Raw genomic sequence first — 23,426 nt, forward strand, 5'->3', positions numbered from 1 at the left:
GGTCTGATACAATGTCCAGGAGGTGGAAGGCTATGACGAAACAAATTATTGAGAATGACTGGCAGGATATTCTGCAGGAAGAATTCCAAAAAGACTATTATAAGGAACTGCACGGCTTTCTAAAGAACGCCTACCAAGAGCGGACAATCTATCCTGATATGCAGCATATTTACGAAGCGCTGCAAGTGACCTCATTTGCGGATACAAAAGTGGTTATCCTCGGACAAGATCCATATCATGGACCAAATCAGGCGCATGGTCTTAGTTTTTCAGTGCAGCCCGAGATGGCTATCCCGAGATCACTTGTAAATATCTACAAAGAGCTGGCAGATGATATCGGCTGCCCGATTCCGACACATGGTTATTTGAAGCGTTGGGCTGAACAAGGTGTGCTGCTTTTGAATACAGCTTTGACTGTAGAAGCCCATCAGGCAGCATCTCACCGAGGCAAAGGCTGGGAACACTTCACGGACCGTGTCATTCAATCATTGAATGACAAGCAGGATCCCGTTGTATTCATTCTTTGGGGGAAGCATGCTCAGGAGAAACAGAAGCTGATTAATACGGAGAAGCACTATACACTTACTTCTGTCCATCCAAGTCCTTTATCAGCAAGGCGCGGATTCTTCGGAAGCAAACCATTTTCTAAGACAAACGAAATATTAGAAAATAATGGATTAGAGCCAATTGACTGGTGTATTCCAGACCTGTGAACAAAATGTAGAATCGGTACAAAGTACGTTCCCCTCTGCCTATCGTCTATGGTAAAATAGCGGGGATGCACAGTAACGATTCTATTTTTTGTGGAGGTAGGAAGACTTTGAAACATCTTTTGAAAGCATCGATGATTGGTTTGCTCGCGATGCTGATTACGTTTAACACTTTTCTAGCGAAGCCACTAGACACACAAGCTGCGGAAGGCTTGGATATTGAAGCGGAATCCGCAATTCTAATAGACGCCAACTCTGGTGAAATATTATATGCGAAGCAGGCAGATCTCACTTTACCTCCAGCAAGTATGACGAAGATGATGTCGGAATATCTCATCTTGGATGCTATTGCAGCAGGAGATATTTCATGGGATACGACAACACAGGTAAGCGATTATCCATACAGCATTTCCTCGAATACGGATTTCTCTGGAACAGGACTGACACAGGATAAAGATTACACTGTTCGCGACTTGTACAATGCGATGGCGATCTACTCCGATAACGCAGCTACTATCGTGCTGGCTGAACTTGTGGCGGGCAGCGAGACGGAATTCGTCAAAATGATGAATGAAAAAGCAGAAGAAATCGGGATGAAGGATTACAAATTCGTTAACTCTTCCGGTCTTTCCAATTCTGATTTAGGCGATGACCGACCAGAGGGTACAAATGTCAACGACGAAAACCTGATGACTGCAAAGTCTACTGGTATCCTGGCATATAACTTGATCAAGGATCATCCAGAGGCGCTTGAGGTTGCCAGTCAGACACAGACAAACTTTGATGGTAAACAAATCACGAACTGGAACTGGATGCTTCCAGACATGCCGGGCTACTTGAAAGCATATGGCTATGAAGGCATGGATGGTTTAAAAACAGGCCATACAACTCCAGCAGGTTACTGCTTTACAGGTACAGCAGAACGGAATGGACAGCGCTATATTACAGTTGTTATGAGAACAGAAAGCGAAGAAGCACGCTTCCAAGAAACAGCAAAGCTGCTTGATTACGGCTTCAATCAATTCGAGCAGGCTGAACTTTACAAAGCAGGAACAGAAATCAAGGACCATGCTTCTGTACCAGTTGCAAAAGGAAAAGAAGATAGTGTAGCCATCTCAACAAAAGATGCAGTTACCACTTCTGTGAAGAATGGCGAAGAAGATAAATACCATTTGGAATACAAAGTCGACAAGGACAAGCTGGACGCAGATGGCGAACTGGTTGCTCCAGTGAAAAAAGGCGACAAAGTCGGAACTGCGACACTCGTCTATGACGGAGATGACCAAGGCAACATCAACGGCGGCTCCTATACTGTTGACGTTGTAGCATCCGAAGATGTAGAAAAATCAAACTGGTTCATGCTCTCTCTAGGCGCAATCGGTGATTTCTTCGCAGGAATCTTCACTAGTGTCTCTGATACAGTTAAAGGCTGGTTTTAAATAAGAAAAGCGGAAAAGAACGCTTAGAAACGGAGAAATAGGTGAGAAAGCCCGGAATGAGGTGCTTTTCCTCGTGCAGGGATTTATCGCCTATACCGCAGTTTCTGTTCATTGCAGCTAGACAACAGAGAAAAGCGGAAGAAACCGATTAGAAACGTAGAAATAAGTGAGAAGGCCCGGAGGAAGGTGTTCTTACTTCCGCAGGGACTTCACGCTTATGGCGAAGTTTCTGGTTTCTGGAGCTAGACATAGCAAAAGCGGATTCATTGCTTATCCTCTAGTACCTGGCTTTCACAGCTAGACATAGCTGAAAACCGGAAAAGACTCAGTCTTTTCCGGCTTTTTCGTATAAAATTCTTTTAGTATGTAGAAGCTAGAGCTGGAATTGCATATCATACTTGCATAATTACCTGAAATTAGCTATTCTTTAGGAAGAATAACAACAACGTGATGATAGGAACTAGTAACTTACAGCATGCTTTAAGAGAGTCGATGGCTGGTGGAAATCGATGCAGCGCTGTAGGTGAATCCATCCTGGAATGGTATGGAAACATACCCGGTACAAACCGTTACCTTGCCGAGCCGGAAGATTTCTTTGTCTTCAACCAGGGTGGTATCGCGGGTGAAACATCTCGTCCCTTTTTTTAGGGATGGGATGTTTTTTTGTTCAAGAAAAAAGGAGGAAGCACATATGCTGGATATGAAATTTTTACGTTCAAACTTTGAAGAAGTAAAACAAAAGTTGCAAAATCGCGGTGAAGATTTAACTGATCTAGATAAATTCGGGGATTTGGATGATCGTCGCCGCAAACTGATTAATGGTACAGAAGAACTGAAAGCAAAGCGAAATGAGGTATCCAAGCAGATTGCAGTTCTTAAAAAAGAGAAGCAAGATGCTGATGTACAAATCAAAGAGATGCGCGAAGTAGGCGATCAAATCAAAGCATACGACGAGGAGCTTCGAGACGTTGAGAGTGAGCTTGATTTGCTATTACTCTCTATCCCGAATATTCCGCATGAGAGCGTCCCAGTTGGCGAATCTGAGGATGATAATGTGGAAGCACGCAAATGGGGCGAAGTGCAGCAGAAGGATTTTGAAGAAAAGGCCCATTGGGATATTGCAACAGACTTAAGCATACTAGACTTCGAACGTGCTGCTAAAGTAACAGGAAGCCGTTTCGTGTTCTACAAAGGATTAGGTGCCCGCTTGGAGCGCGCCTTGATTAACTTCATGATGGATTTGCATTCTGATGAGCACGGATATCAGGAAATGCTTCCGCCATACATGGTGAACAGAACAAGCATGACAGGAACTGGCCAGTTGCCAAAATTCGAAGAAGATGCCTTTAAGGTTGAGGGTTGGGATTACTTCCTCGTACCAACAGCAGAGGTTCCTGTAACGAACTACTATCGCGAAGAAATCTTGAAAAGCGATCAGCTGCCACAGCGATTCGCGGCATTCAGTGCTTCCTTCCGTTCTGAAGCTGGATCTGCCGGCCGTGATACACGCGGTCTGATTCGCCAGCATCAGTTCAATAAAGTGGAGCTTGTACAGTTTGTTAAGCCTGAGGATTCCTATAACGTACTGGAAGAAATCACAGGACATGCAGAGAAAGTATTGCAGCTGCTAGGTCTGCCATACCGTGTCATGAGCATGTGTACAGGCGATCTCGGTTTCACAGCTGCGAAAAAATATGACCTGGAAGTTTGGCTTCCAAGCAGCGGTACGTATCGTGAAATCTCTTCTGTATCCAACTTTGAGGACTTCCAAGCGCGTCGTGCTGGCATTCGTTTTAGACGCGATGAGAAGAGCAAGCCAGAATTTGTTCATACATTGAATGGATCTGGATTGGCACTAGGCCGTACAGTTGCTGCTATCCTGGAGAATTACCAGCAGGCTGATGGTTCCGTGAAGGTTCCAGAAGTATTGGTACCTTACATGGGCGGTAAGGCTGAGATCCGCTAAAGGATTTTGACAGTAGACTTGAAATTATGGTGAGATAGCTTTGGAGACAAAAGCATGGAGGGGTACCCTAGATTCAGCTGAAAGAATCGGTCTCGAAAACCGATAGTGGCTCGTTTAAGGATCGTAAGGGTTTGTTTTCCCCTCCTTCACCTTTTTTTAATATTTTGTTGACATGTGGACATACTACATGATATATTAGTACTTGTCTTACGGAGGAATACCCAAGTTTGGCTGAAGGGATCGGTCTTGAAAACCGACAGGGGCTTCATCGCTCGCGGGGGTTCGAATCCCTCTTCCTCCTCCATTTTTACAAACACATAAAATTAAAATACATAAATCGTTACGGTTGATCCGTAACGATTTTTTTATTGACTTCTGAAAAGAAGCATCGGATAATACTACAAACTTGTTTCACGTGGAACGGAGGCATTTATGAAGAAAATAGCATTTGTAGGCGCAGGCGCAATGGCAGAAGCGCTCGTTAAAGGATTAATCGCAGCAGAGCATCTCCCAGCGAAAGGTATATGGCTGACGAATCATGCTAATGATGCGAGGCTACAAGAATTGCATGCAGCATATGGAGTAATGATTACGCGGAATCAGACGGATCTGTTAAAAGATGCAGACGTCATTATTTTATCGATGAAGCCGAAAGATGCCGAAGCTGCGTTATCATCTTTGAAAGCAGCAAATCTTAATTCAAAACAAATTGTCGTATCGATATTGGCAGGAATTCACACTTCTTTTCTGGAAAGCTATCTGCCATCCAATCAGCCGGTTGTTCGGGCTATGCCTAATACCTCTGCTACGATTCTCGAGGCAGCTACAGCAGTCGCTGCAGGAGTACATGCAGGCAGTGAGGAGATGAAGGTTGTTAGCAGTCTATTTAATACTGTTGGAGAGACTGTAGAGGTGGAGGAAGAGGCTATGGATGCAGTCACTGCCATTTCTGGCAGCGGTCCGGCTTATCTTTATTACATGATGGAAGCGTTGGAGGAAGCAAGCTCTCAAGTCAGACTTGATAAGAGTGTTAGCAAACAACTGTTGATCCAAACTTTCAAAGGGGCAGCGAAGATGCTTGAGCAGTCAGATCTAACCCCAGCTCAGCTGCGTGCGAACATCACCAGTGCTGGTGGCACAACTGCAGCGGGTATCAGCGTGCTGGAAGAGCAAGGTGTAAAAGCAGCTATTCAAGCATGTGTAAAAGCAGCGGCTGCCCGATCGAAGGAAATGGGACAAGCATTCAGCAAATAAAAAAAACGCCATTATAGGCGTTTTTTTTATTTGGAAGGCTGGCGGGATGTCCATTTACGGGAATGCTGGATAAAATGGCCGACCTTCTCTAAAATCGGTTCAATTGATGTATTTGGATTGTATAAATCATAGTCTGCTATATTCACTCGCAGCACAGGACAAGCATTAAAATCATTGATCCATTTTTCATAGCGGTGAAACATCTCTTCCCAATAGCTGATTGGTGTTTGCTGTTCCATCTCGCGGCCGCGCTGTTTAATTCGGCTGATGATATGATCGAAGGATCCTTCCAAGTAGATCAATAAATCCGGATGGGGGAAGTAAGGCGTCATAACCATCGCATCAAAGAGAGAACGATATGTTTCATAATCTACTTTGGACATATTACCTTCTTCAAACGCCATTTTAGCAAAGATTCCTGTATCTTCATAAATAGAACGGTCTTGAATGAAGCCGCCGCCATATTCAAAGATTCGCTTTTGCTCCTTGAAGCGTTCTGCTAGGAAGTAGACTTGAAGGTGGAAACTCCAGCGTTCAAAATCAGCATAATATTTATCCAAGTAAGGATTCCCGTCTACTTTTTCAAAGCTTGTACGGAAGTCCAGTGCATCTGCTAATGCATGTGTCATTGTCGATTTTCCGACACCTACTGTACCTGCAATGGTAATGACGCTGTCTGCAGGTATATGGTATTTCTCTCTAAGGTTCATGATGATGTTACTCCTTTATCCAAGTGAGAGGAGATCCTGTCACAAATATACTTCCAATCCTGCTCGTTCTTTACAAAATCCAACTCATCACCGCTTAATCGAAGTACAGGTATGTGCGGGTTGTCTTGTTCGAAACGATCCATGAAGGTCTGGTAATCAGCCGACAATTGCTTCAAGTAATCCGGCTGGATAAGCTGTTCCGCTTTTCGGTCGCGCATTTCGATCCGTTCAAGCAATGTTTCCAAACTGGCATCCAAATAGATGACCATATTAGGCAGCGCGATATCCTCTGTCAGAATAGAGAAGATCTTGCTGTATTTATCAAACTCCGGTGCAGCAAGTGTACGCTGGGCAAAAATCATATTCTTTGCGATATGATAATCTGCGACTACCGGCTGATTCTGGGAAAGATAATCCTTACGAATATCATTCAGCTGTTTGTAGCGGTTCGTCAAAAAGAACATTTCCAGCTGAAAGCTCCATTCCTCGATATTCTCATAGAACTTGCCTAGGAACGGGTTTTCTTCTACGATCTCCTTCAGCAACGTATACTGAAAGTGATCCGCAATTTTCTTAGCCAATGATGTCTTACCGACACCGATTGGACCTTCCACTGCAATAAAGGGCAGCTCGTGCATGATGTATCCTCCAAACTCAAACGTTGTATGGCAAATAAATATAGTTTACCATAGAAGGTCACAAGCTTCGATATAGTGAAGGAAGAAACTAGTGGAAAAAGCGACAGACTTTGCAAGCTTTGTCGATTCAGTTATAATATAGTATGTCGTGGCTCCGTAGCTCAGGGGATAGAGCATCGGTTTCCTAAACCGTGTGTCGCAAGTTCGAATCTTGCCGGGGCCGTCTTAATAAGAAAAATTGCCACAGCCTGTTGAGGCTGTGGCTTTTTTTAAGTTAATTTCAGTATGACCGCACTTGCGATTGCTGTAATTATAAGTGAAATTACAGCAACCATCCCTTTCTTATTGCCAGTTCTATGGAGGGAATAAGCGAATAAACCAGTGTAGATGGTGACGCCCAACGTCATGAGTATCAAATAGAAAATTGGCATCAATCCCGCACCCTTCCTATGTCGGATTGACGAAGTGTCTTTCCGAATTCAAGACTTGCTACTTTTACATGCAGCCGAACATGAGCATTAGGATAAATCTTATTGGACCAATCTGCCTGTTCATAATCCTTGATAGATAGAAACTTCTTTCGAATGTGGAGAGACCAGTAAAATGGTTCTGCCTTATATTCTTCCTGTGTTTTTTTCACTAGTTTTTCACCATTTTTAAGTATTTCTTTTTGTATAGAGTCGTAGAGGATTTTCCTTTTTTTCTGACTCTTCATATAATCTTCTGTGCTTGGAATGGCAAATATGTTCAAATGGGTCGTAATATATACATCGATCGTTGACGTCTGATTTTTTTTGTAATCAATTTTCACTTTGACTTTATCTAGTTGAACCCTTGCAGCTATATTGTATTCTGGTTCTAATGGATCTACAAAGGTAGAGAGAATAACCTGTTGGGGAAATGTGGGATCCATCATATGAATGTAGCGAGTTTCTTCACCAGTCAATGAGTCAATCATCTGGCCTTCCTTGAAAACAGCAGACCCCATAAATTGGGTTACGTTACCGCCATGAAAATCAATTTCCCCAGCTTTGTAGCTATCTTCATCACCATAACTGTCTTTTGGTTTCTTTACAGTAGAAGCATACGGCGCTACGAATAAATCGGCATCCCCTTCTGTAATCTGAAAGAACCGAACCAAAGGTGCATCTGGAATGACTCCTGTTTCTCTAGCACGATCGAGCATATATTGAAAGTATTTGTGTGGCCGAGATTCCAAATTGGGACTGTTATGCCGGACGAATTCTTCTGCTTTTTCTTTACTTATCACTAATTGGGCATTTAATTTTAAATCAACCGTACTTGGTGCCGATTGCATCAGATGAATGAACTCTTTGGAACGGGCCAGTTTCTCGGAAACGATGACTACCCGTACCTGCTCCAAGGTAATTTCCTTTGCTATAGATGAATTAGCAGTGCTTGTGGCGGATAGAAAATCAGTTCCTAATACACTAATTATTTCTTGAGCAGGTTCATTGGTGGAAGGAGTAGTTGCAGAGCTTCCTACTTCCGGGTTAGCAATCTCAAAGGTGAATCGAAATATATTATCACGGTCTGTTTTATCCACCGCGATGGTGATGACATAAGCCTGTTCTTCTAGTTCTTTCCTGTCATAACACCCACTCAGGATCATTGCTAGCTGCAGAAGAGACAAAATGAGGATAAATTGTCTCATGTTTTCTTTCTATCCTTCCAAAAAGCTGCTCCCCACAACAAAAAGGGAAAGATGAGGAACAGGGGCGTAATAATCTGCAGACTTGTTTCCCTGACAATGAGCTCATTGACAGCAAAGCTGGGTGGAATTAGGGACAACATCATGGAAATGAAGCCAATAGGCAGAAGAAGTCCTTCAAATCGCTTAATCTCAAATATAGCCCCAAAGATCCAGCATATGATATACAGATAGATAATGAAACGCAAGAAGCTGGAGAAAAGCCAGCCGATCATGAAGAAAGTGCTGATGTTTGTAAAAAAGTGGCCAAGTGTTACAATCTCTGTCGACTCCTGGTAAAGAAAAGCTATATTATTGATCGTGTTATAGTCGAACATCATCGTATAAAGTGCATAGAAAGAGACTATTAGAATACAGGAGAGTATTCCACCAGTATATATACCAAGTCGAAAATTCTTTGGCTGATGGAAAGCCTGATATGCAATTGGAAGGAGGAGGAATTCCAAAAAAGCCGAAGATTTACTAATCCCTTCTTTTAGGACAACATCTGCTCCGCCGCCGAAAATCGGAAAGATACGATATCCAACAGCATCCCTCATATCAACAATCAAGACTGCAAAGATTGTTAATACAATTACCGGAAGTAAAGCCCAAGTCAAGCTCCCGATCGTTTCCCATCCTTTATTAGCTATAATGATACAAATACTGATGAAGATGATATAGATAGCTATGGTGGGGGAGTTCGGAAAATAAAGATAGTTGATTTCTTCTACTACATTCCGCATATCTGTTGACAGAGCAACAAATCCGCTCGCAAACAGCAGTAATCCTAAAACGGTTCCTGCCTTGTTTCCTATTAAGTGGAATGTGAGTTCAATCAAATTGAATCTTTTATATTTTTTCAGGAGGTACATTAGCACAAGGAAGGGAGCTAAAAGGACTAGGAAAGATACGATTGGACCAAGCCAGATAGCATTTTGAGCATGTTCTGCAAAAAGGGCAGGTGTTGTATCACCGCCTTTAAGACCAACAATCATAAAGACAATTGCCACCATCTCACGAGTACGCAACGGCTTCTTCGTCAATTCCACGTCTATCCCTCCTTCAATATTTGTCCCAATCTTTTGGATTCAGAAAGCCTGGTCTCCACCGTTCATTCTTCAAAATCTTTCGGAAAAAGGTATCATGTGTCGATTTCGTGGATGGTGTTGCAGGTGAGAAATAGCTGACACCAAATGACGAGATGGAGACGACGTACGCGACCCATAATAATATTGCACCTAACAGACTTAGCAACCCATACACGCTGGCAGCTGCTATGAAAAGAAAGCGGGAGATCCGCAATGTATGATTGATGCTATAATTAGCGGCCGCAAATGAGGACAAGCCGCTTAATGCTACGATGATAACAACGATTGGACTAACAAGATTTGCCTCGACGGCAGCCTGACCTAGAATCAATGCCCCGACAATACCGATTGTCGGTCCTAGCGGCGATGGTATCCTTACTCCTGCTTCTCTAATCAATTCAAAAGCAACTTCCATCAGAAGGATTTCGAAAGCAATTGGGAGCGGTACGCGCTCCCTGCTGCTGGCGATCGCGAGCAGCAAATCAATTGGCATCAACTGACTATGATAGTTTGTAACTGCTACATAGCTAGCAGATACAAAAAGGGTGATAAAATAGGCGATCGCTCGAATTAGTCGGCTGAAGTTCGCAAAAGCCCATCTCAAATACCGATCTTCTGGCGAATGGAAGAAAGACCAGATTGTAATAGGTGCAATCAAACAGGAAGAAGAATTATCCATAATGATGGCAATGTAACCATCCGATACAAAGTTGGATGCATTATCGGGTCTTTCGGTATAAAGCATTGAAGGAAATAGGGAAGACGGCCTTTCTTCAATGAATTGTTCCAAGATCTCAACATTCCGGATGTTATCAACTGTTATATTCTTAATCCGCTGCTTAATATTCTCCAACACTTCGTCATTAACTAAATCTCGTTCATAGATAAGGGTGACCGGCATTGCTGGTCGCATCCCAACATTGATATTTTCGACTATCAAATCTTTAGACGGTATCTTCTTCCGAAACATAGAGACATTTGTCGGTAAAGACTCTGTGAATGACTCCTTCGGTCCCTTTACGGTCTTCTCATTTTCTGCTTTTTCCACTGCACGATGCTTGAAATCTTGAATTTTCGCTTCGAATCCTTCTGCCAATCCTTCTTTGAAGATAATTACACTGCCTTCATTCAGGCCTTTTTCGGCTTCTCCCATATTCTTTATGGGAGTGATACTTGGTACGGATAAAATTTGATTAATCGGAATATCCTTTTTCACTTCCAATAACGGTGCAACAATATGATTACTCAGCTGTTGTGTATTTACTGTAGTGGAATAAAAGAGTAGGTGGTATTTGCCCGTCGGTCCATGAACTGACTTAGATTCGAAATCGTAATTCAATCCATAGGAATACTGTTCTTCTAGATATGCGATGTTGTCTTTTAAGTTCTTTGATATCTTTCTGTTTTCTCGCTTCTCTATCGCTTCTGTCTTTTGTTTCTGCCAAGGAAACATAACCGATCACCTCACTCTCGTTTTGTTAGTGTGGCTAACTTGCTAACTTTTATGACACGAATCATCCCTAGCTTTCGATATTAAAAGCAGAATGGGTTGTGAAATTGTGACACCAACCGCTTTTATCTAGTACAAGGCTGCATAAGGTACTATAAGCAGTCAAAAAAAGAAAAGGAGATGGTCGAATGGTGAAAATCTATGTAGATCCAGGTCATGGAGGGTCAGATCCAGGAGCAACAGCAAACGGAATTCAAGAGAAGAATGTGGTTTTGGCAATTGGAACATCAATCCGAAGTATCTTGCAGCTTGAATATGAAAATGCAGAGGTTCGTATGTCACGTACCGGGGATACGTTTCCGTCCCTTACTCAGCGTACGAATGATGCTAATGCTTGGGGCGCTGATTTCTTCCTCAGCATCCACATCAATGCTGGCGGAGGGACTGGATATGAGGATTTCATTTATTCCACATTATCGGATAGCTCAGCAACAGGGGTAATGCGAGCAAGAATTCACGAAGAAGTCATGAAACTGAATGGAATGTCGGATCGCGGCAGGAAAAAGGCGAATTTCCACGTACTTCGGGAGACAAATATGCCTGCTGTCCTGACGGAAAATGGATTTATTGATAATAGTGCCGATGCGGCGAAGATGAAATCCAACTCATGGATTCAGAATGTGGCGCGAGGTCATGTAAATGGTTTGGAGAAAGCACTTGGTCTAACGAAGAAATCCGGTTCAGGCTCAACTTTCTTGATTCGAGTGAAGGCCGCATCATTATACTACTATGATGCGCCGGATTGGAATGCGCGCGCTGGTACAGTGAGCCAAGGAGAAGTGTTTACTGTAGTGGAGACATTAACTGTCGATGGTTCTACGATGTATAAGCTGAAGAGCGGGAACTATATTACAGCGAATCCGCAATATGTAGAAATTGTCTAAAACAAAAATGGCTGCCAATTGGCAGCCATTTTGCGTTAGAAATTTTAGGGGAAATCTTGAATTAAGTGTAGCACGAAATTTGCCGAAATTGGGCGCTGTTTTCACTTTCCCAAGTCCCCCTTGTTTCCTGTTAGTTTATCTGACAAAAGGATAGGCTCTTTCTTAATGACGGTCAGGATGACGATCAGGGTTTTCTTTCAATTTACCTGCTGTATCCTGCAAGTTTCCTTTTGCTTTGTCTTTCTTACCATCTGCCTGCATACCTTTGTCATTTTTGGCATTACCGATCTGGTCTTTTGTTTCGCCTTTTACTTTAGAAACGGCACCCTTCACTTTATCACTAACACTTTGTTTATTTTCAGCCATTTATAATCCACTCCTTCTGTAAAATGTATATAAATCTCTTCCCGATGAAGAAAATAATAAACTTTTTAAGAAATATGTTTAATATACAAACAGAAGGGTATATTGGTATCAGGTATCCCCCATACCACTAATCTGCTAAGTGTAAGAAAAAGCCCGCTCTTTTAAAGAGTGGGCTTTTTGTGTTTGTATCTTCCTTTATGGTGGAAAACAACTACCAGGAATAAAAAGAGGAGGATGAATGTGGAAACGCATAAGCTTTATATCAACGGACGTTTTATTACTTCACAAACAGAAGAGACAATTGATATCTTAAACCCGGCAACAGAGGAAGTCATCTCTAAAATCCCCAAATCGACAGAGGATGAAGTGAACCAAGCTGTGGATGGTGCTGCCGCAGCTCAAAAAGAGTGGGAGCAGACGCCGGCGATTGAGCGTGCTAAGATAGTGCGCCAGCTTGGAGATGAGCTGGAAAAACGAAAAGATACCTTTGTTTCCTTGCTTCAGGAAGAGCAAGGCAAGAATTATGAGCTTGCTACTGGAGAAGTGGATATGGCGATTGATTTCTTCCGCTACACATCAGAATGGGCACGCCGCATTGAAGGTGACATTGTCCCGAGTGACCGGCCAAATGAAAATATCTTTATCTATAAGAAGCCAATCGGGGTTGTAGCAGGTATCGTGCCATGGAACTTCCCTGTCTTTATTTTGGCGCGGAAAGTTGCACAGGCTCTCACCGCAGGATGTACACTTGTTTTGAAACCAAGTCAACAGACACCGAATACAGCTTACGAATTCACCAAGATGGTTGATGAATTGGGTATTATACCCGACGGCGTCTATCAGTATGTCACAGGGACAGGCTCTGCATTAGGAAATCAGCTTGCTTCCCATCCGAAAGTAGACATGATTTCGATTACAGGCAGTGTTACAGCTGGAACAAAAGTAATGGAGGCTGCTGCACAGAATATTACCAAAGTAAACCTGGAGCTTGGTGGTAAGGCACCTGCCATTGTGACGGCAAATGCTGATTTGGATTTAGCGGTAGAACAAATTAAAGCATCTCGCCTGCTGAATAACGGACAAACTTGTACGAATGCTGAGCGCGTTTATGTACATGAAAGTGTGGCAGAAACGTTTACGGAAAAACTCAAGCAGTCGTTTGAAGGAGTCTCTTATGGAGATCCTGCCAAAGATCATAATGTAGAATTGGGACCGCTTGTCAGCAAGGATCGTTTGGAGACGGTCGAAGAGATGGTAGCGGCTGCTAAAGAGGAAGGCGCCAATTGTATCATCGGTGGTAAAAGACCAGATGCAGAATCCGGCTATTTCTATGAGCCAACTATCCTGACAAACGTTCAACATGACTCGTCTATTATTAAAGATGAAATCTTTGGTCCGGTCGTTCCAATTGTTACATTCACAAACTTGGAAGAGGCTATTGAAATGGGTAATGATACAGACTATGGTCTTTCCTCATCTCTCTATACAGAAGATCTGAATGAAGCGATGAAAGTGATCAACGAGCTTAAGTTCGGCGAAACGTATGTGAATCGCGAGAACATGGAAGCAGTCCAAGGATATCATGCAGGTATTCGTAAATCAGGTCTCGGCGGTACGGATGGTAAATACGGAATCGAGGACTTCCTGATTACACAGGCAGTATATATGCAATATAAAAAATAACAACCATGAACACCTGCGTAAATACGCAGGTGTTCATTTTCATGATTTCGCTTTGATTGGTAAGGAAAACAAGGTACAATGGAAATAACCTACTTGCTTTGCTGATGCAGACAGAGGCTTTTTTATTCGTATTTATTGTAAACGCTTACAAAATAAAGGGAAGGATGTCGAATCATGAAAATGTTAGCACCTCTCGCTGGAAAGCACAATGTAACGGATTTTGAAGCACTACGTCAGACGTTTGAGTGGAGTCAGATGGAGCGGGATTTTTCCTGGTTCCACACAGGCAAATTGAATGCAGCTTATGAAGCGATCGACCGTCATGCGGAAAATCCAGCTAAAGCGGATCAGCTTGCTCTTATTTTTCAGGATGGACAGACAGAGGAAAAATGGACGTTCGCACAACTGAAGGAACGTAGCAATCAGGCTGCCAATATGCTGAAATCTCTCGGAGCAGCAAAAGGAGACCGTGTCTTTTTGTTCATGCCTCGCTGTCCTGATTTTTACGCAAGCTTTTTTGGTATTCTCAAAATTGGCGCAGTAGCTGGACCATTATTCGAAGCATTCATGGAGCAGGCAGTAGAAGATCGACTGAAGGACAGTGGTGCTAGCATCCTAATTACCACTGCAGAACTGCTGCAACGTGTTAACAGAGATAATTTGCCTGAATTGAAGGAAGTCATTGTACTCGAGTGCGAAACAGATGGAGTGCATGACTATACAGAATTGATGGATCAGGCATCAACCGAATTCGAGCCCGTCTGGCTGGATAAAGAGGATGGTATGCTGCTGCATTATACCTCCGGTTCCACTGGTAAGCCCAAAGGTGTCTATCATGCGCATCGGGCGATGATTCAGCATTATGCTACTGGCAAGTGGATCTTGGATTTACAGGAGGATGATGTCTATTGGTGTACCGCAGATCCGGGCTGGGTGACAGGAACGAGCTATGGCATATTCGGACCATGGCTGAATGGGGCAACAAATGTCATAGCTGGCGGCCGTTTCACCCCGGAAGCATGGTATAAGATCATCGAAAAGCATAAGGTAACAGTCTGGTACACAGCTCCGACTGCATTGCGGAAGCTGGCGGCTGCAGGAGATGAGGTTGCCCATTCCCATGATTTGTCCTCGCTTCGTCATGTTCTCAGTGTTGGGGAGCCACTGAACCCAGAGATTATCTATTGGGCGGAAGAAGTTTACGGCAAACGTATCCATGATACATGGTGGATGACCGAAACTGGCGCCATGCTCATCGTCAATCATCCAACACTATCGATCAAACCAGGAGCAATGGGCAAACCGATTCCAGGTGTCGAAGCTGCTATTATTGATGATGCAGGGAATGTACTGCCAGCGCATACAAGTGGAAATCTTGCAGTTAAGGCAGGATGGCCATCAATGATGAAGACAATATGGGGCAATCAAGAGAAGTTCGATAGTTACTTTATCAATGGCTGGTACGTGTCAGGTGATAGCGCCATAATGGATGAAGAGGGCTATTTCTGGTTTGAAGGGCGTTTGGACGATGTGATAAACACTTCTGGAAAATTGGTTGGACCATTTGAAGTGGAAAGTAAGCTTATTGAGCATTATGCAGTTACCGAGGCTGCTGTGATCGGGAAACCGGATGAAGAGCGTGGGGAGATCATCAAAGCTTTTATCACATTGGATAAAGGGCATAAAGATTCCATGGAGTTGCGTGAAGAGATTCGTCAGTTCATTAAAAAAGGACTGAGTGCACATGCTGCACCAAGGGAAATTGAAATTGTCACCTCGATTCCAAAGACAAGAAGCGGTAAGATCATGCGACGTCTGCTTCGTGCCAAAGAGCTTGGTCTTCCGCTAGGTGATACATCGACTTTAGAGGAATAAGAGGTTTAATCGACAGCCAACGTGGAACTATACATTGTGTGATACTTTATAAAGGAGTGTTAGACAATGGCTAAAATTGCAACAGTAATTACTGATACTTTTGAAGACGTAGAATACACAGATCCAGCGAAAGCATTTAAAGAAGCAGGTCATGAAGTGACAACCATTGAATTTGAGGCAGGAAAAAGTGTGACAGGTAAGCAAGGGGAAGTAACAGTGTCTATCGATAAAGGCATCGATGATGTGAACCCATCTGATTTTGATGCACTGTTCATCCCTGGCGGTAATTCACCTGATAACTTGCGGGCGGATGATCGATTTGTTAATTTTGCGAAGCATTTCATGGATGAGAAGAAGCCTGTATTTGCAATTTGTCACGGACCGCAGCTGCTAATTACAGCTAAAACACTAGAAGGCCGAAAAGCGACAGGATATAAGTCCATTCAAGTGGACATGGAATACGCTGGCGCAACAGTCGAAGATAAGGAAGTTGTCGTATGCCAGAACCAGCTGGTTACAAGCAGACAACCGGATGATATTCCAGCATTCATCGACGAATCCTTGAAGCTATTGAAATAAGATTAAATTGCGACTCCCGGCTATATGCCGGGAGTTTTTCATAGGAGGGATAGAATGATCGTTCGAGAAAATAACGATGGGAAAACGGTGCTAATACCTCAGCATGCCCATGCAGCTATTTCCGGGGAAATAGCCAGGCATTGGCGAAAGGATGATCCAGATTCACCTGTTCAGCGTCCGGAGACTATCATGGCAATTGACCAACATGACAGAGCCTGGATACCTTTAGATGAGGTACCACAACGAAAACCCGATGGGAATGGATTCTACAGCTTTATCGATTATCCATTAACCGACAAGCTGCGTGCATATCAGCAGGGAATCATGGAAGTACGGGAACAATCTCGTTATGCGGCTGTATTGTGCAGCAGACATTATTGCTCCTTCTTTTCCGATGATACAGATGATGAACAGATAAAAGCATTTTTGAATCGGGAATACGGGTTGCAGCAGGCTGACATGCAAACACTAACATCAGCTGAGAAAGCTACGCTGGATATCGATCAGAAAATGCTCTCTTTCTGTGATGATGTTTCTTTGTACTTATGTATGAACCAGCCGGGAGTATCAAAGAAAGACGAAGTGAGCTGGTTCCGTGATGGCTTCAGGGAACAGTTTTCTTTTGCTGACAAGATTATTGGAGAGTGGGTTTCATCCGACGAGGTCAGGCTGACACCTTCCCCGCTTGAAGATACTGTGCTTCTAGCCATTCCGCAAGTGATAGTTGATGGAGATGAGTTCCGTGAAGTGAAGCTCTGGGTGACAGTGACATAAAAAAAGAGCAGTAGGTCTACTGCTCTCATAGCTTTCTGACTGTGAAATTATCGGTAAGTAACAACCAGTTTTGCGGAAAGGAAAGACCAAGCTTCCAATAACTGATTCCGCGCAGATTCAACTCCTTGATCAAATCGAATTTTGCCTGGATGGATCGGGCATCTTCAAACCACACCTCATGCTGTGCACCAGCTGCTGTATACGTAAAGAAAGGTGCTTGCGCAGTAGTATCGTACTGAATCGAGACATTATTCTCACGAGCAATTGCGATGGCTCGCTGCGGACTGACGGCTTTGGCATAGTCTCCTCCTGGCTCGTATGGAAGTGTCCAATCATAGCCGTACAAGTTCTGTCCTAACATGATTTTGTTAGCAGGCATTTCAGTTAATGCATATTCCACAACATCTCTTACATTTGGCAATGGGGAGACGGCTAATGGCGGTCCGCCGCTATAACCCCATTCATAGGTCATCAAGATAACAAAGTCGACAATCTCCCCATGTGCAGCATAGTCATGTGCTTCGTACCATTGCCCTTGCTGGGTTGCGCTCGTTTTCGGTGCTACTGCTGTCGATACACGCAGTCCTTCAGGTCGAAGCCTGGCGACAGCGCGCCTTAGGAAATTGTTATAGTCTTCCCGATTCTCTGCCGGCAAAAATTCAATATCGAAGTGCACCTCGCCAAAACCTACTTCATTGGCTGTATTGATAATATTCGTAAATAATCGATCTTGTACAGAAGTTGTGGTTACAATTCGAGTCCCTAATTCGGCACTGAACTGTCCGCCCTCAAGTGTGGAGACAGCAAGACTTAATGTCGTATTATTGGCCTGTGCAATTGCTGCAAAATCATTCAATGGCGGTGCGGTAAGGTTCCCTTCCCGATCTACTCTGTAACTAAAAGGCATCAAATAGGTGAGGTATGGGGCACGCTGTCTTGCTGCAGTCTCCAATGTCTGGGAAACAGTATTTCCGGATGGCTCGATATACGCATTTGATTCTATCTGACTTTTTGGCTTTGGTGGCAGATAGAGACGCTGTCCTGGCTGCAGGACTGCTGATGCAGAAATATTATTGATTCGAGCGAGCTCTGTAACTGACAGGTTATTTCTTCTGGCTATCGTGTAAAGACTGTCGCCAGCTTGGACATAATAGAATGAGCCAATGATCGGGATCACCAGCGCCTGTCCGACGACAAGGTCATTTGGTGCTGCAAGTTCGTTTGCAGTAATCAATTCCTGACTTGTCGTACCATAACGGCTTGCAATGCTATTCAGTGAATCACCAGTCTGAACTACATATATTTGCAAAACGACTCCTCCTTTATAAAGCCTCTATAGAAAAGCTATGCTCGGAGGAGCCGTCTTATGTTAGATTGAATCTGTATTGGCATTGAGAGTCGCTTCAATAACACGCAATGCATCTTCATTTTGTTCTTTTGTATTAGAAGCTACACAATTTCTCGGCACATCCAGCTTGAACTCCCGCATATGGGCATCATTCGCGGAGAAAATAACACAAATATTACCTGCAACACCTGCTAGAATAACTCGTTCGCAATCTAAATCCTTTAATAAAGATGGCAGTGATGTCTGGAAAAAAGCAGAATGCTTCGGTTTCAAAAGAAAATAATCATCTTCTTGCGGCATCATACTATCGATGATTTCCATGTTATCTTCATTCCGGCAATAGTCAGCTATTTTTTTGAAGTTATCCTGCCAGATTCCGTAGTGGTCATTTATAAAGATAACCGGCCAATCATTTTCTTTTGCCTTTTTGCGAAGCTTCTCCCAATTAGGCAATATTTCTTTTGTATTTTCCAGCAGCTTATCACCGCCGGGAAAATCAAATGTGTTGAATACATCTATAAATAAGACTGCTTTTTTGTCACTCATGATAATTCTCCTTTACTTCGTAGTAGGAAGCTTCTTATACTTATACATTATCAACTTTACGTAATTTGAAACCTTTGGATAGAAATGTGGGAGATAGATATGACGACTGATGCTTACTGGATGGAGCAAGCGATAAATGAAGCGAAGCGAGCGGAGCATCTTGGAGAAGTTCCAATTGGAGCTATTATTGTGAAGGATGGAGAAATCATCGCTTCTGGCTTTAATCTTAGAGAGACGACGCAGCAGGCACACTCACATGCAGAAATGCATGCAATCCAGGCAGCTAATGAAAAGGTAGGCAGCTGGCGATTGGAGGATTGTGATTTGTACGTGACCCTTGAGCCTTGCCCAATGTGTGCAGGTGCTATCATCCAATCACGGATCCGACGGGTAGTGTTTGGTGCGTATGATCCGAAAGCAGGCTGTGCGGGAACTTTATATAATTTACTGGAAGATGATCGGTTCAATCACCAGACAGAAGTGACTGGCGGTGTGCTGCAAGAGGAATGCGGCGGACTGCTGACCTCATTTTTCCGAGAACTCCGAAAGCGAAAAGCAGAGAAAAACAGCCGGATTTGATTTTTCACTATAAACAAGCTATACTATGAAGTGCGCTATCGAAGCGCCTAACTTTATTCACAACTTAGCCGTGCTAAGCGGGGAGGTAGCGGTGCCCTGTACTCGCAATCCGCTATAGCGAGGCCGAATTCCCGCCCGAGGTAATGCGGCTTTAAGGTCTGCCATAAGGAATTGGTGTTGACACCCGGGTCCTGCGCAACAGGAAACTGTGAACCCTGTCAGGTCCGGAAGGAAGCAGCAGTAAGCAGTCTCTCCTGTGTGCCGCGGGGAAGCCTGGGTCGAGCCATGAACTTATGTAACGCTTAGATCCGTATTATCGACGGTGGGTGCACGGCGCTTAATTAATAAACAATCAGAGTCCTTGCCATTTTGGTAAGGGCTCTTTTTATACATGTAGTATCAGTAAACTAATTCCGTTATAATGAAGGAAGAATGAAAAAAGGAGCGCGGCGCAATGAGTTATCAAGCATTATACCGTGTATGGAGGCCAAGGACATTTGCTGATGTAGTAGGACAGGAGCCAATTATCCGTACATTGAAGAATGCCATTATGCAGGATAAGTTCTCGCATGCCTACTTGTTTTCCGGTCCGCGTGGTACAGGGAAGACAAGTGCAGCGAAGATCTTTGCAAAGACCATCAACTGTGAGCATGCACCGGTAGAGGAAGCGTGTAACGAGTGTGCGGCTTGCAAGGGTATACAAGATGGTTCTATTTCGGATGTGATCGAAATTGATGCGGCGTCCAATAATGGTGTCGAACAAATACGAGACATCCGGGACAAAGTGAAATATGCTCCTAGCGCGGTCAAATATAAAGTGTATATTATCGATGAAGTTCATATGCTCTCAATTGGGGCATTTAATGCACTTCTCAAAACATTGGAAGAGCCGCCGAAACATGTTGTGTTCATCTTAGCGACAACAGAACCGCATAAGATTCCGCTGACTATCATTTCCCGCTGTCAGCGTTTCGATTTCAAACGTATCAACCAGCAGGCGATGGTAAACAGAATGCAGGAGATTCTGGAGAAGGAGCAAATCACAGTATCCGATGATGCAGTCGAGTCAGTTGCATTAGCAGCAGAAGGCGGAATGCGGGATGCACTCAGTTTGCTTGATCAGGCAATTTCCTATAGTGAAGATGGTGTGGAGCTGGCGGATGTGCTTGCTGTTACCGGTGCCGTTTCCCAGGATAGACTGACAGAGGTTATCCGGGCTTGTGCCAGACAAGATGTACAAACAGCACTTGAACAAGTAGATCTGCTGATACAGGATGGAAAGGATCCAGGGCGTTTCGTTTTTGATCTTATCTATTACTTACGGGATTTGCTTATGTTCCAAAGTGCACCTGGTATGGAGAACATTCTTGAACGTGTGCTCGTGGATGATAGTTTCAAACAACTGGCAGAGGAAGTGGATGCTTCTTGGATCCAGGCAGCGATTGTAGAACTTAACCGTTGTCAGCAGGAGATCAAGTGGGCAAACAGTCCGAAGGTTTTCGTTGAAATTGCAATTCTGCACATTGCAGATCAGAGTGCTCCGACAGCTAGCGTGGAAGCCGAGGCTGTGCAGCAGCTGACACGTAAGATCTCTCAGCTGGAGCAGGAATTAAAACAATTGAAATTGCAGCCGCAATCAGCAGCAGCTCCTGCCGAACAGCCTAAGCGTCCAGTACGAACAGGCAGCAAGAACAGCTATCGTGTTCCATTTGAACGGATACGCCAAGTATTATCAGAAGCAACAAAGGATGAACTGAAGCTGGTTGCCGAGCACTGGGCAAGCTTTATGGATGCCCTTAAGAGGCAGAGTGCACCTGCACATGCTACGATTTTGAATAGTAAGCCAAGAGCAGCATCGCAGAATGCACTAATTATAGGTTTCAAATATGAGATCCACTGTTCACTTGCCTTGGAACACAAAGACACGATAGAATCATTACTAGCAGAACGGATCGGACACCAAGTTATGGTCATACCGGTTCCGGAGGCAAATTGGACAGAACTGCGGGAAGATTTCCTGAAAAATCAGAAGCAGCAGGATCCTTCTGAGGATGGAAAGCAAGAGGAAGACCCGATTATTGCTGAGGCCAGGAAGCTGGTCGGAGATGATTTACTCGAAATAAAAGACTAATAAACAAATTCAAGGAGGGATTTTTCCATGCGTGGTGGTGGGAATATGAACAATATGATGAAACAGATGCAGAAAATGCAGAAGAAAATGATGCAGGCTCAGGAAGAGCTTCATGAAATGACTTTCGAAGCAACTGCAGGAGGCGGTGCTGTAAAGGTAATCGCTAATGGTAAAAAGGAGATCACTGATGTAGTCATCCAGGAAGAGGTAGTAGATCCGGATGATGTAGAAATGCTCCAAGATCTTATTATTTCTGCAACAAATGAAGTGTTGAAGCAAGTCGACGACAAATCTAACCAAACAATGGGGCAGTTCACGAAAGGGTTACCTGGAGGAATGTTCTAGGAGGCAACTAAATAAATGTATTATCCCGAACCGATTTCGAAGCTGATAGACAGCTTTACTAAATTGCCTGGAATCGGACCAAAGACTGCCGTGCGTCTTGCCTTTCATGTACTTAGCATGAAGGAAGATGACGTCATGGATTTTGCGAAAGCATTAATCAATGCTAAACGTGAATTGACCCACTGCAGCATCTGCGGTCATATCACCGATCAGGATCCTTGTAGTATTTGTCAGGATGAAGCAAGAGACAGCTCTCTTATTTGTGTGGTACAGGACCCGAAAGATGTCATCGCTATGGAGAAGATGCGTGAATTCAATGGGAAATATCATGTATTGCATGGAGCTATTTCTCCGATGGATGGTATCGGACCTGAAGATATCAATGTCCCGTCTCTATTGAACCGCCTGAAGGATGAGGAAGTGAAGGAATTGATCCTAGCTACCAATCCGAACATAGAAGGTGAAGCAACAGCGATGTATATATCCAAACTAGTCAAACCATCTGGTATACGAACAACAAGGATTGCACACGGCCTGCCAATGGGTGGAGATCTGGAGTATGCGGATGAAGTCACCCTTTCCAAAGCGATGGAAGGCAGAAGAGAACTGTAAAGCAGGTGAGATTAATGGCTGGCAGAAGATTGAAGAGATCTGATGTGGACAAAGAGTTGTTAACTGATATATTCAAGATGAAGAACGATTGGGTGAGCATTCAATCTATAATAGAGAGAAGTGTCGATGCGAGTGAAATGGGGCAGTATGATCTACAGGTGGCGCAAGCCAAGTATCTGTTCATGCTTCGTGAAGCAAGACACCGAAACTTAAGCGCATTGCGTACTTAACGCAATGCGTGTTCTTTTTTCTTGTCCGTACTCATAATTTAGAAAACAGGACAAGTTAAAGGAGAGATGAAATGTGTCATATGCAATAATCGGTATCCTGTTAGCTGCAGTTGTAGTTTTACTCATTTCAGGAACGTCAGGCAAGCTGTTCAGTTTAATGCTCAAAGGTTCAGTTAGGCTTATTCTTGGTGTCTTTCTATTATTTCTATTTAATGTAGTAGGAGCACTTGCCGGACTCCACATCCCGATAAATGCCGCAACAACAGTATTAGTGGGTGTATTAGGCATCCCGGGAATAGCATCTCTGGCGGCAATTCAATATTTTTTATTATAAAGTGTTGCAGTATACCCTAATTCATGATATATTATTCAAGTCGCTTCAGAACGGAGCTGACAACAACAAAAAAACATGTTGACAACGAAAGTTAAAACATGGTATGATGTT

General features: G+C 43.6%; 24 protein-coding genes, 2 tRNA genes, 1 other RNA gene and 1 other annotated feature. Of the genes, 18 read left to right on the top strand and 9 right to left on the bottom strand.

Features of this window, described 5'->3' with window-relative positions:
- Positions 1–32: 32 nt before the first annotated feature.
- The 5 genes from AE2B122_RS10760 to proC all read left to right on the top strand — a co-directional run bounded on the left by AE2B122_RS10760 (position 33) and on the right by proC (position 5,369).
- Entirely contained in the window at positions 33–713 is a 681-nt protein-coding gene (locus tag AE2B122_RS10760) for a uracil-DNA glycosylase (RefSeq protein ID WP_175074062.1), read from the top strand.
- A 107-nt stretch (positions 714–820) separates the two neighbouring features.
- Positions 821–2,149: a serine hydrolase gene (locus AE2B122_RS10765; RefSeq protein ID WP_245840443.1), complete on the top strand. Its 1,329-nt coding sequence runs from the start codon at positions 821–823 to the stop codon at positions 2,147–2,149.
- A gap of 441 nt (positions 2,150–2,590) precedes the next feature.
- Positions 2,591–2,792: a binding site (T-box leader), on the top strand.
- Between the two features lie 48 nt (positions 2,793–2,840).
- Positions 2,841–4,115, top strand: a complete 1,275-nt coding sequence (gene serS, locus AE2B122_RS10770; protein ID WP_175074063.1) for a serine--tRNA ligase — start codon at positions 2,841–2,843, stop codon at positions 4,113–4,115.
- A gap of 211 nt (positions 4,116–4,326) precedes the next feature.
- A tRNA-Ser gene (locus tag AE2B122_RS10775) sits at positions 4,327–4,419 on the top strand.
- A gap of 128 nt (positions 4,420–4,547) precedes the next feature.
- Complete coding sequence (gene proC, locus AE2B122_RS10780) at positions 4,548–5,369, top strand: pyrroline-5-carboxylate reductase (protein ID WP_175074064.1); 822 nt, start codon at positions 4,548–4,550, stop codon at positions 5,367–5,369.
- Between the two features lie 26 nt (positions 5,370–5,395).
- On the opposite strand, the gene AE2B122_RS10785 is transcribed toward proC, so the two are convergent.
- Complete coding sequence (locus tag AE2B122_RS10785; RefSeq protein ID WP_095273019.1) at positions 5,396–6,079, bottom strand: deoxynucleoside kinase; 684 nt, start codon at positions 6,077–6,079, stop codon at positions 5,396–5,398.
- The gene (locus tag AE2B122_RS10790) at positions 6,076–6,717 is read right to left on the bottom strand and encodes a deoxynucleoside kinase (protein ID WP_095220718.1); all 642 of its coding nucleotides are present in this window, start codon (positions 6,715–6,717) and stop codon (positions 6,076–6,078) included. Before AE2B122_RS10790 ends, AE2B122_RS10785 begins: the two co-directional genes overlap by 4 nt.
- Positions 6,718–6,867: 150 nt before the next feature.
- Between AE2B122_RS10790 and AE2B122_RS10795 the strand changes: the two genes are divergently transcribed.
- A tRNA-Arg gene (locus tag AE2B122_RS10795) sits at positions 6,868–6,940 on the top strand.
- Positions 6,941–6,986: 46 nt separating this feature from the next.
- Here the strand turns inward: AE2B122_RS10795 and AE2B122_RS10800 are convergent.
- Genes AE2B122_RS10800 through AE2B122_RS10815 form a run of 4 tightly spaced genes read right to left on the bottom strand, consistent with a single transcriptional unit; the run spans position 6,987 to position 10,972 of the window.
- Complete coding sequence (locus AE2B122_RS10800; protein ID WP_175074065.1) at positions 6,987–7,148, bottom strand: hypothetical protein; 162 nt, start codon at positions 7,146–7,148, stop codon at positions 6,987–6,989.
- Positions 7,148–8,392 carry a Ger(x)C family spore germination protein gene (locus tag AE2B122_RS10805; RefSeq protein WP_175074066.1) on the bottom strand — a complete coding sequence of 415 codons (1,245 nt, stop codon included), beginning with the start codon at positions 8,390–8,392 and terminating at the stop codon, positions 7,148–7,150. The genes AE2B122_RS10800 and AE2B122_RS10805 overlap by 1 nt, the downstream gene beginning before the upstream one ends.
- Positions 8,389–9,480 (bottom strand): GerAB/ArcD/ProY family transporter, encoded by a 1,092-nt coding sequence (locus AE2B122_RS10810; RefSeq protein ID WP_175074067.1) that lies wholly within the window; start codon positions 9,478–9,480, stop codon positions 8,389–8,391. The genes AE2B122_RS10805 and AE2B122_RS10810 overlap by 4 nt, the downstream gene beginning before the upstream one ends.
- 13 nt (positions 9,481–9,493) lie before the next feature.
- Entirely contained in the window at positions 9,494–10,972 is a 1,479-nt protein-coding gene (locus AE2B122_RS10815) for a spore germination protein (protein ID WP_175074068.1), read from the bottom strand.
- Positions 10,973–11,157: 185 nt separating this feature from the next.
- Here AE2B122_RS10815 and AE2B122_RS10820 point away from each other — a divergent pair, with 185 nt between their 5' ends.
- Positions 11,158–11,913, top strand: a complete 756-nt coding sequence (locus AE2B122_RS10820; protein WP_175074069.1) for an N-acetylmuramoyl-L-alanine amidase — start codon at positions 11,158–11,160, stop codon at positions 11,911–11,913.
- Between the two features lie 162 nt (positions 11,914–12,075).
- Here AE2B122_RS10820 and AE2B122_RS10825 read toward each other — a convergent pair whose 3' ends face one another.
- Positions 12,076–12,279 (bottom strand): CsbD family protein, encoded by a 204-nt coding sequence (locus AE2B122_RS10825; protein WP_175074070.1) that lies wholly within the window; start codon positions 12,277–12,279, stop codon positions 12,076–12,078.
- Between the two features lie 240 nt (positions 12,280–12,519).
- On the opposite strand from AE2B122_RS10825, the gene aldA reads away from it, so the two are divergent.
- The 4 genes from aldA (at position 12,520) to AE2B122_RS10845 (ending at position 17,190) form a co-directional block, all read left to right on the top strand.
- A complete protein-coding gene (gene aldA, locus AE2B122_RS10830) occupies positions 12,520–13,962 on the top strand; it encodes an aldehyde dehydrogenase (protein ID WP_175074071.1) in 1,443 nt (480 codons plus the stop codon).
- A 174-nt stretch (positions 13,963–14,136) separates the two neighbouring features.
- The gene (acsA, locus tag AE2B122_RS10835) at positions 14,137–15,837 is read left to right on the top strand and encodes an acetate--CoA ligase (protein ID WP_175074072.1); all 1,701 of its coding nucleotides are present in this window, start codon (positions 14,137–14,139) and stop codon (positions 15,835–15,837) included.
- 66 nt (positions 15,838–15,903) lie between these two features.
- Positions 15,904–16,416 carry a type 1 glutamine amidotransferase domain-containing protein gene (locus AE2B122_RS10840; protein ID WP_175074073.1) on the top strand — a complete coding sequence of 171 codons (513 nt, stop codon included), beginning with the start codon at positions 15,904–15,906 and terminating at the stop codon, positions 16,414–16,416.
- Positions 16,417–16,470: 54 nt separating this feature from the next.
- On the top strand, positions 16,471–17,190 hold the full coding sequence (locus AE2B122_RS10845; protein ID WP_175074074.1) for a DUF3891 family protein: 720 nt from the start codon (positions 16,471–16,473) through the stop codon (positions 17,188–17,190).
- 25 nt (positions 17,191–17,215) lie between these two features.
- On the opposite strand, the gene AE2B122_RS10850 is transcribed toward AE2B122_RS10845, so the two are convergent.
- Positions 17,216–18,499: a LysM peptidoglycan-binding domain-containing protein gene (locus AE2B122_RS10850; protein WP_175074075.1), complete on the bottom strand. Its 1,284-nt coding sequence runs from the start codon at positions 18,497–18,499 to the stop codon at positions 17,216–17,218.
- Positions 18,500–18,559: 60 nt separating this feature from the next.
- Positions 18,560–19,084 (bottom strand): cysteine hydrolase family protein, encoded by a 525-nt coding sequence (locus AE2B122_RS10855; RefSeq protein ID WP_095273034.1) that lies wholly within the window; start codon positions 19,082–19,084, stop codon positions 18,560–18,562.
- A gap of 99 nt (positions 19,085–19,183) precedes the next feature.
- Here AE2B122_RS10855 and tadA point away from each other — a divergent pair, with 99 nt between their 5' ends.
- The 7 genes from tadA (at position 19,184) to AE2B122_RS10890 (ending at position 23,315) form a co-directional block, all read left to right on the top strand.
- Complete coding sequence (tadA, locus tag AE2B122_RS10860; protein WP_095220729.1) at positions 19,184–19,663, top strand: tRNA adenosine(34) deaminase TadA; 480 nt, start codon at positions 19,184–19,186, stop codon at positions 19,661–19,663.
- A gap of 68 nt (positions 19,664–19,731) precedes the next feature.
- Positions 19,732–19,997: signal recognition particle sRNA large type (gene ffs, locus AE2B122_RS10865), an RNA gene on the top strand.
- Between the two features lie 120 nt (positions 19,998–20,117).
- Positions 20,118–21,794, top strand: coding sequence for a DNA polymerase III subunit gamma/tau (gene dnaX / locus AE2B122_RS10870; protein WP_095273035.1), 1,677 nt, complete (start codon positions 20,118–20,120; stop codon positions 21,792–21,794).
- A 27-nt stretch (positions 21,795–21,821) separates the two neighbouring features.
- Positions 21,822–22,139, top strand: a complete 318-nt coding sequence (locus AE2B122_RS10875; protein WP_095220731.1) for a YbaB/EbfC family nucleoid-associated protein — start codon at positions 21,822–21,824, stop codon at positions 22,137–22,139.
- A 15-nt stretch (positions 22,140–22,154) separates the two neighbouring features.
- Positions 22,155–22,751: a recombination mediator RecR gene (recR, locus tag AE2B122_RS10880; protein ID WP_038562527.1), complete on the top strand. Its 597-nt coding sequence runs from the start codon at positions 22,155–22,157 to the stop codon at positions 22,749–22,751.
- 14 nt (positions 22,752–22,765) lie between these two features.
- Positions 22,766–22,981 carry a YaaL family protein gene (locus AE2B122_RS10885; protein WP_095220732.1) on the top strand — a complete coding sequence of 72 codons (216 nt, stop codon included), beginning with the start codon at positions 22,766–22,768 and terminating at the stop codon, positions 22,979–22,981.
- A gap of 73 nt (positions 22,982–23,054) precedes the next feature.
- Positions 23,055–23,315, top strand: a complete 261-nt coding sequence (locus AE2B122_RS10890; RefSeq protein ID WP_095220733.1) for a pro-sigmaK processing inhibitor BofA family protein — start codon at positions 23,055–23,057, stop codon at positions 23,313–23,315.
- Positions 23,316–23,426 lie beyond the last annotated feature (111 nt).

Origin of the sequence: Terribacillus sp. AE2B 122 (assembly GCF_902497585.1) — a bacterium.
Taxonomy (GTDB): Bacteria; Bacillota; Bacilli; order Bacillales; family Amphibacillaceae; genus Terribacillus; species Terribacillus saccharophilus_A.

What these genes read in the sequence shown, in the direction of transcription:
- dnaX (WP_095273035.1), top strand. Translation starts at nt 20,118, where the DNA reads ATGAGTTATCAAGCATTATACCGTGTATGGAGGCCAAGGACATTTGCT.
- tadA (WP_095220729.1), top strand. Translation starts at nt 19,184, where the DNA reads ATGACGACTGATGCTTACTGGATGGAGCAAGCGATAAATGAAGCGAAG.
- AE2B122_RS10800 (WP_175074065.1), bottom strand. Translation starts at nt 7,148, where the DNA reads ATGCCAATTTTCTATTTGATACTCATGACGTTGGGCGTCACCATCTAC.
- AE2B122_RS10840 (WP_175074073.1), top strand. Translation starts at nt 15,904, where the DNA reads ATGGCTAAAATTGCAACAGTAATTACTGATACTTTTGAAGACGTAGAA.
- AE2B122_RS10785 (WP_095273019.1), bottom strand. Translation starts at nt 6,079, where the DNA reads ATGAACCTTAGAGAGAAATACCATATACCTGCAGACAGCGTCATTACC.
- acsA (WP_175074072.1), top strand. Translation starts at nt 14,137, where the DNA reads ATGAAAATGTTAGCACCTCTCGCTGGAAAGCACAATGTAACGGATTTT.
- proC (WP_175074064.1), top strand. Translation starts at nt 4,548, where the DNA reads ATGAAGAAAATAGCATTTGTAGGCGCAGGCGCAATGGCAGAAGCGCTC.
- AE2B122_RS10885 (WP_095220732.1), top strand. Translation starts at nt 22,766, where the DNA reads ATGGCTGGCAGAAGATTGAAGAGATCTGATGTGGACAAAGAGTTGTTA.
- AE2B122_RS10815 (WP_175074068.1), bottom strand. Translation starts at nt 10,972, where the DNA reads ATGTTTCCTTGGCAGAAACAAAAGACAGAAGCGATAGAGAAGCGAGAA.
- AE2B122_RS10825 (WP_175074070.1), bottom strand. Translation starts at nt 12,279, where the DNA reads ATGGCTGAAAATAAACAAAGTGTTAGTGATAAAGTGAAGGGTGCCGTT.
- AE2B122_RS10855 (WP_095273034.1), bottom strand. Translation starts at nt 19,084, where the DNA reads ATGAGTGACAAAAAAGCAGTCTTATTTATAGATGTATTCAACACATTT.
- AE2B122_RS10790 (WP_095220718.1), bottom strand. Translation starts at nt 6,717, where the DNA reads ATGCACGAGCTGCCCTTTATTGCAGTGGAAGGTCCAATCGGTGTCGGT.
- serS (WP_175074063.1), top strand. Translation starts at nt 2,841, where the DNA reads ATGCTGGATATGAAATTTTTACGTTCAAACTTTGAAGAAGTAAAACAA.
- recR (WP_038562527.1), top strand. Translation starts at nt 22,155, where the DNA reads ATGTATTATCCCGAACCGATTTCGAAGCTGATAGACAGCTTTACTAAA.
- AE2B122_RS10820 (WP_175074069.1), top strand. Translation starts at nt 11,158, where the DNA reads ATGGTGAAAATCTATGTAGATCCAGGTCATGGAGGGTCAGATCCAGGA.
- AE2B122_RS10875 (WP_095220731.1), top strand. Translation starts at nt 21,822, where the DNA reads ATGCGTGGTGGTGGGAATATGAACAATATGATGAAACAGATGCAGAAA.
- AE2B122_RS10805 (WP_175074066.1), bottom strand. Translation starts at nt 8,392, where the DNA reads ATGAGACAATTTATCCTCATTTTGTCTCTTCTGCAGCTAGCAATGATC.
- AE2B122_RS10760 (WP_175074062.1), top strand. Translation starts at nt 33, where the DNA reads ATGACGAAACAAATTATTGAGAATGACTGGCAGGATATTCTGCAGGAA.
- AE2B122_RS10845 (WP_175074074.1), top strand. Translation starts at nt 16,471, where the DNA reads ATGATCGTTCGAGAAAATAACGATGGGAAAACGGTGCTAATACCTCAG.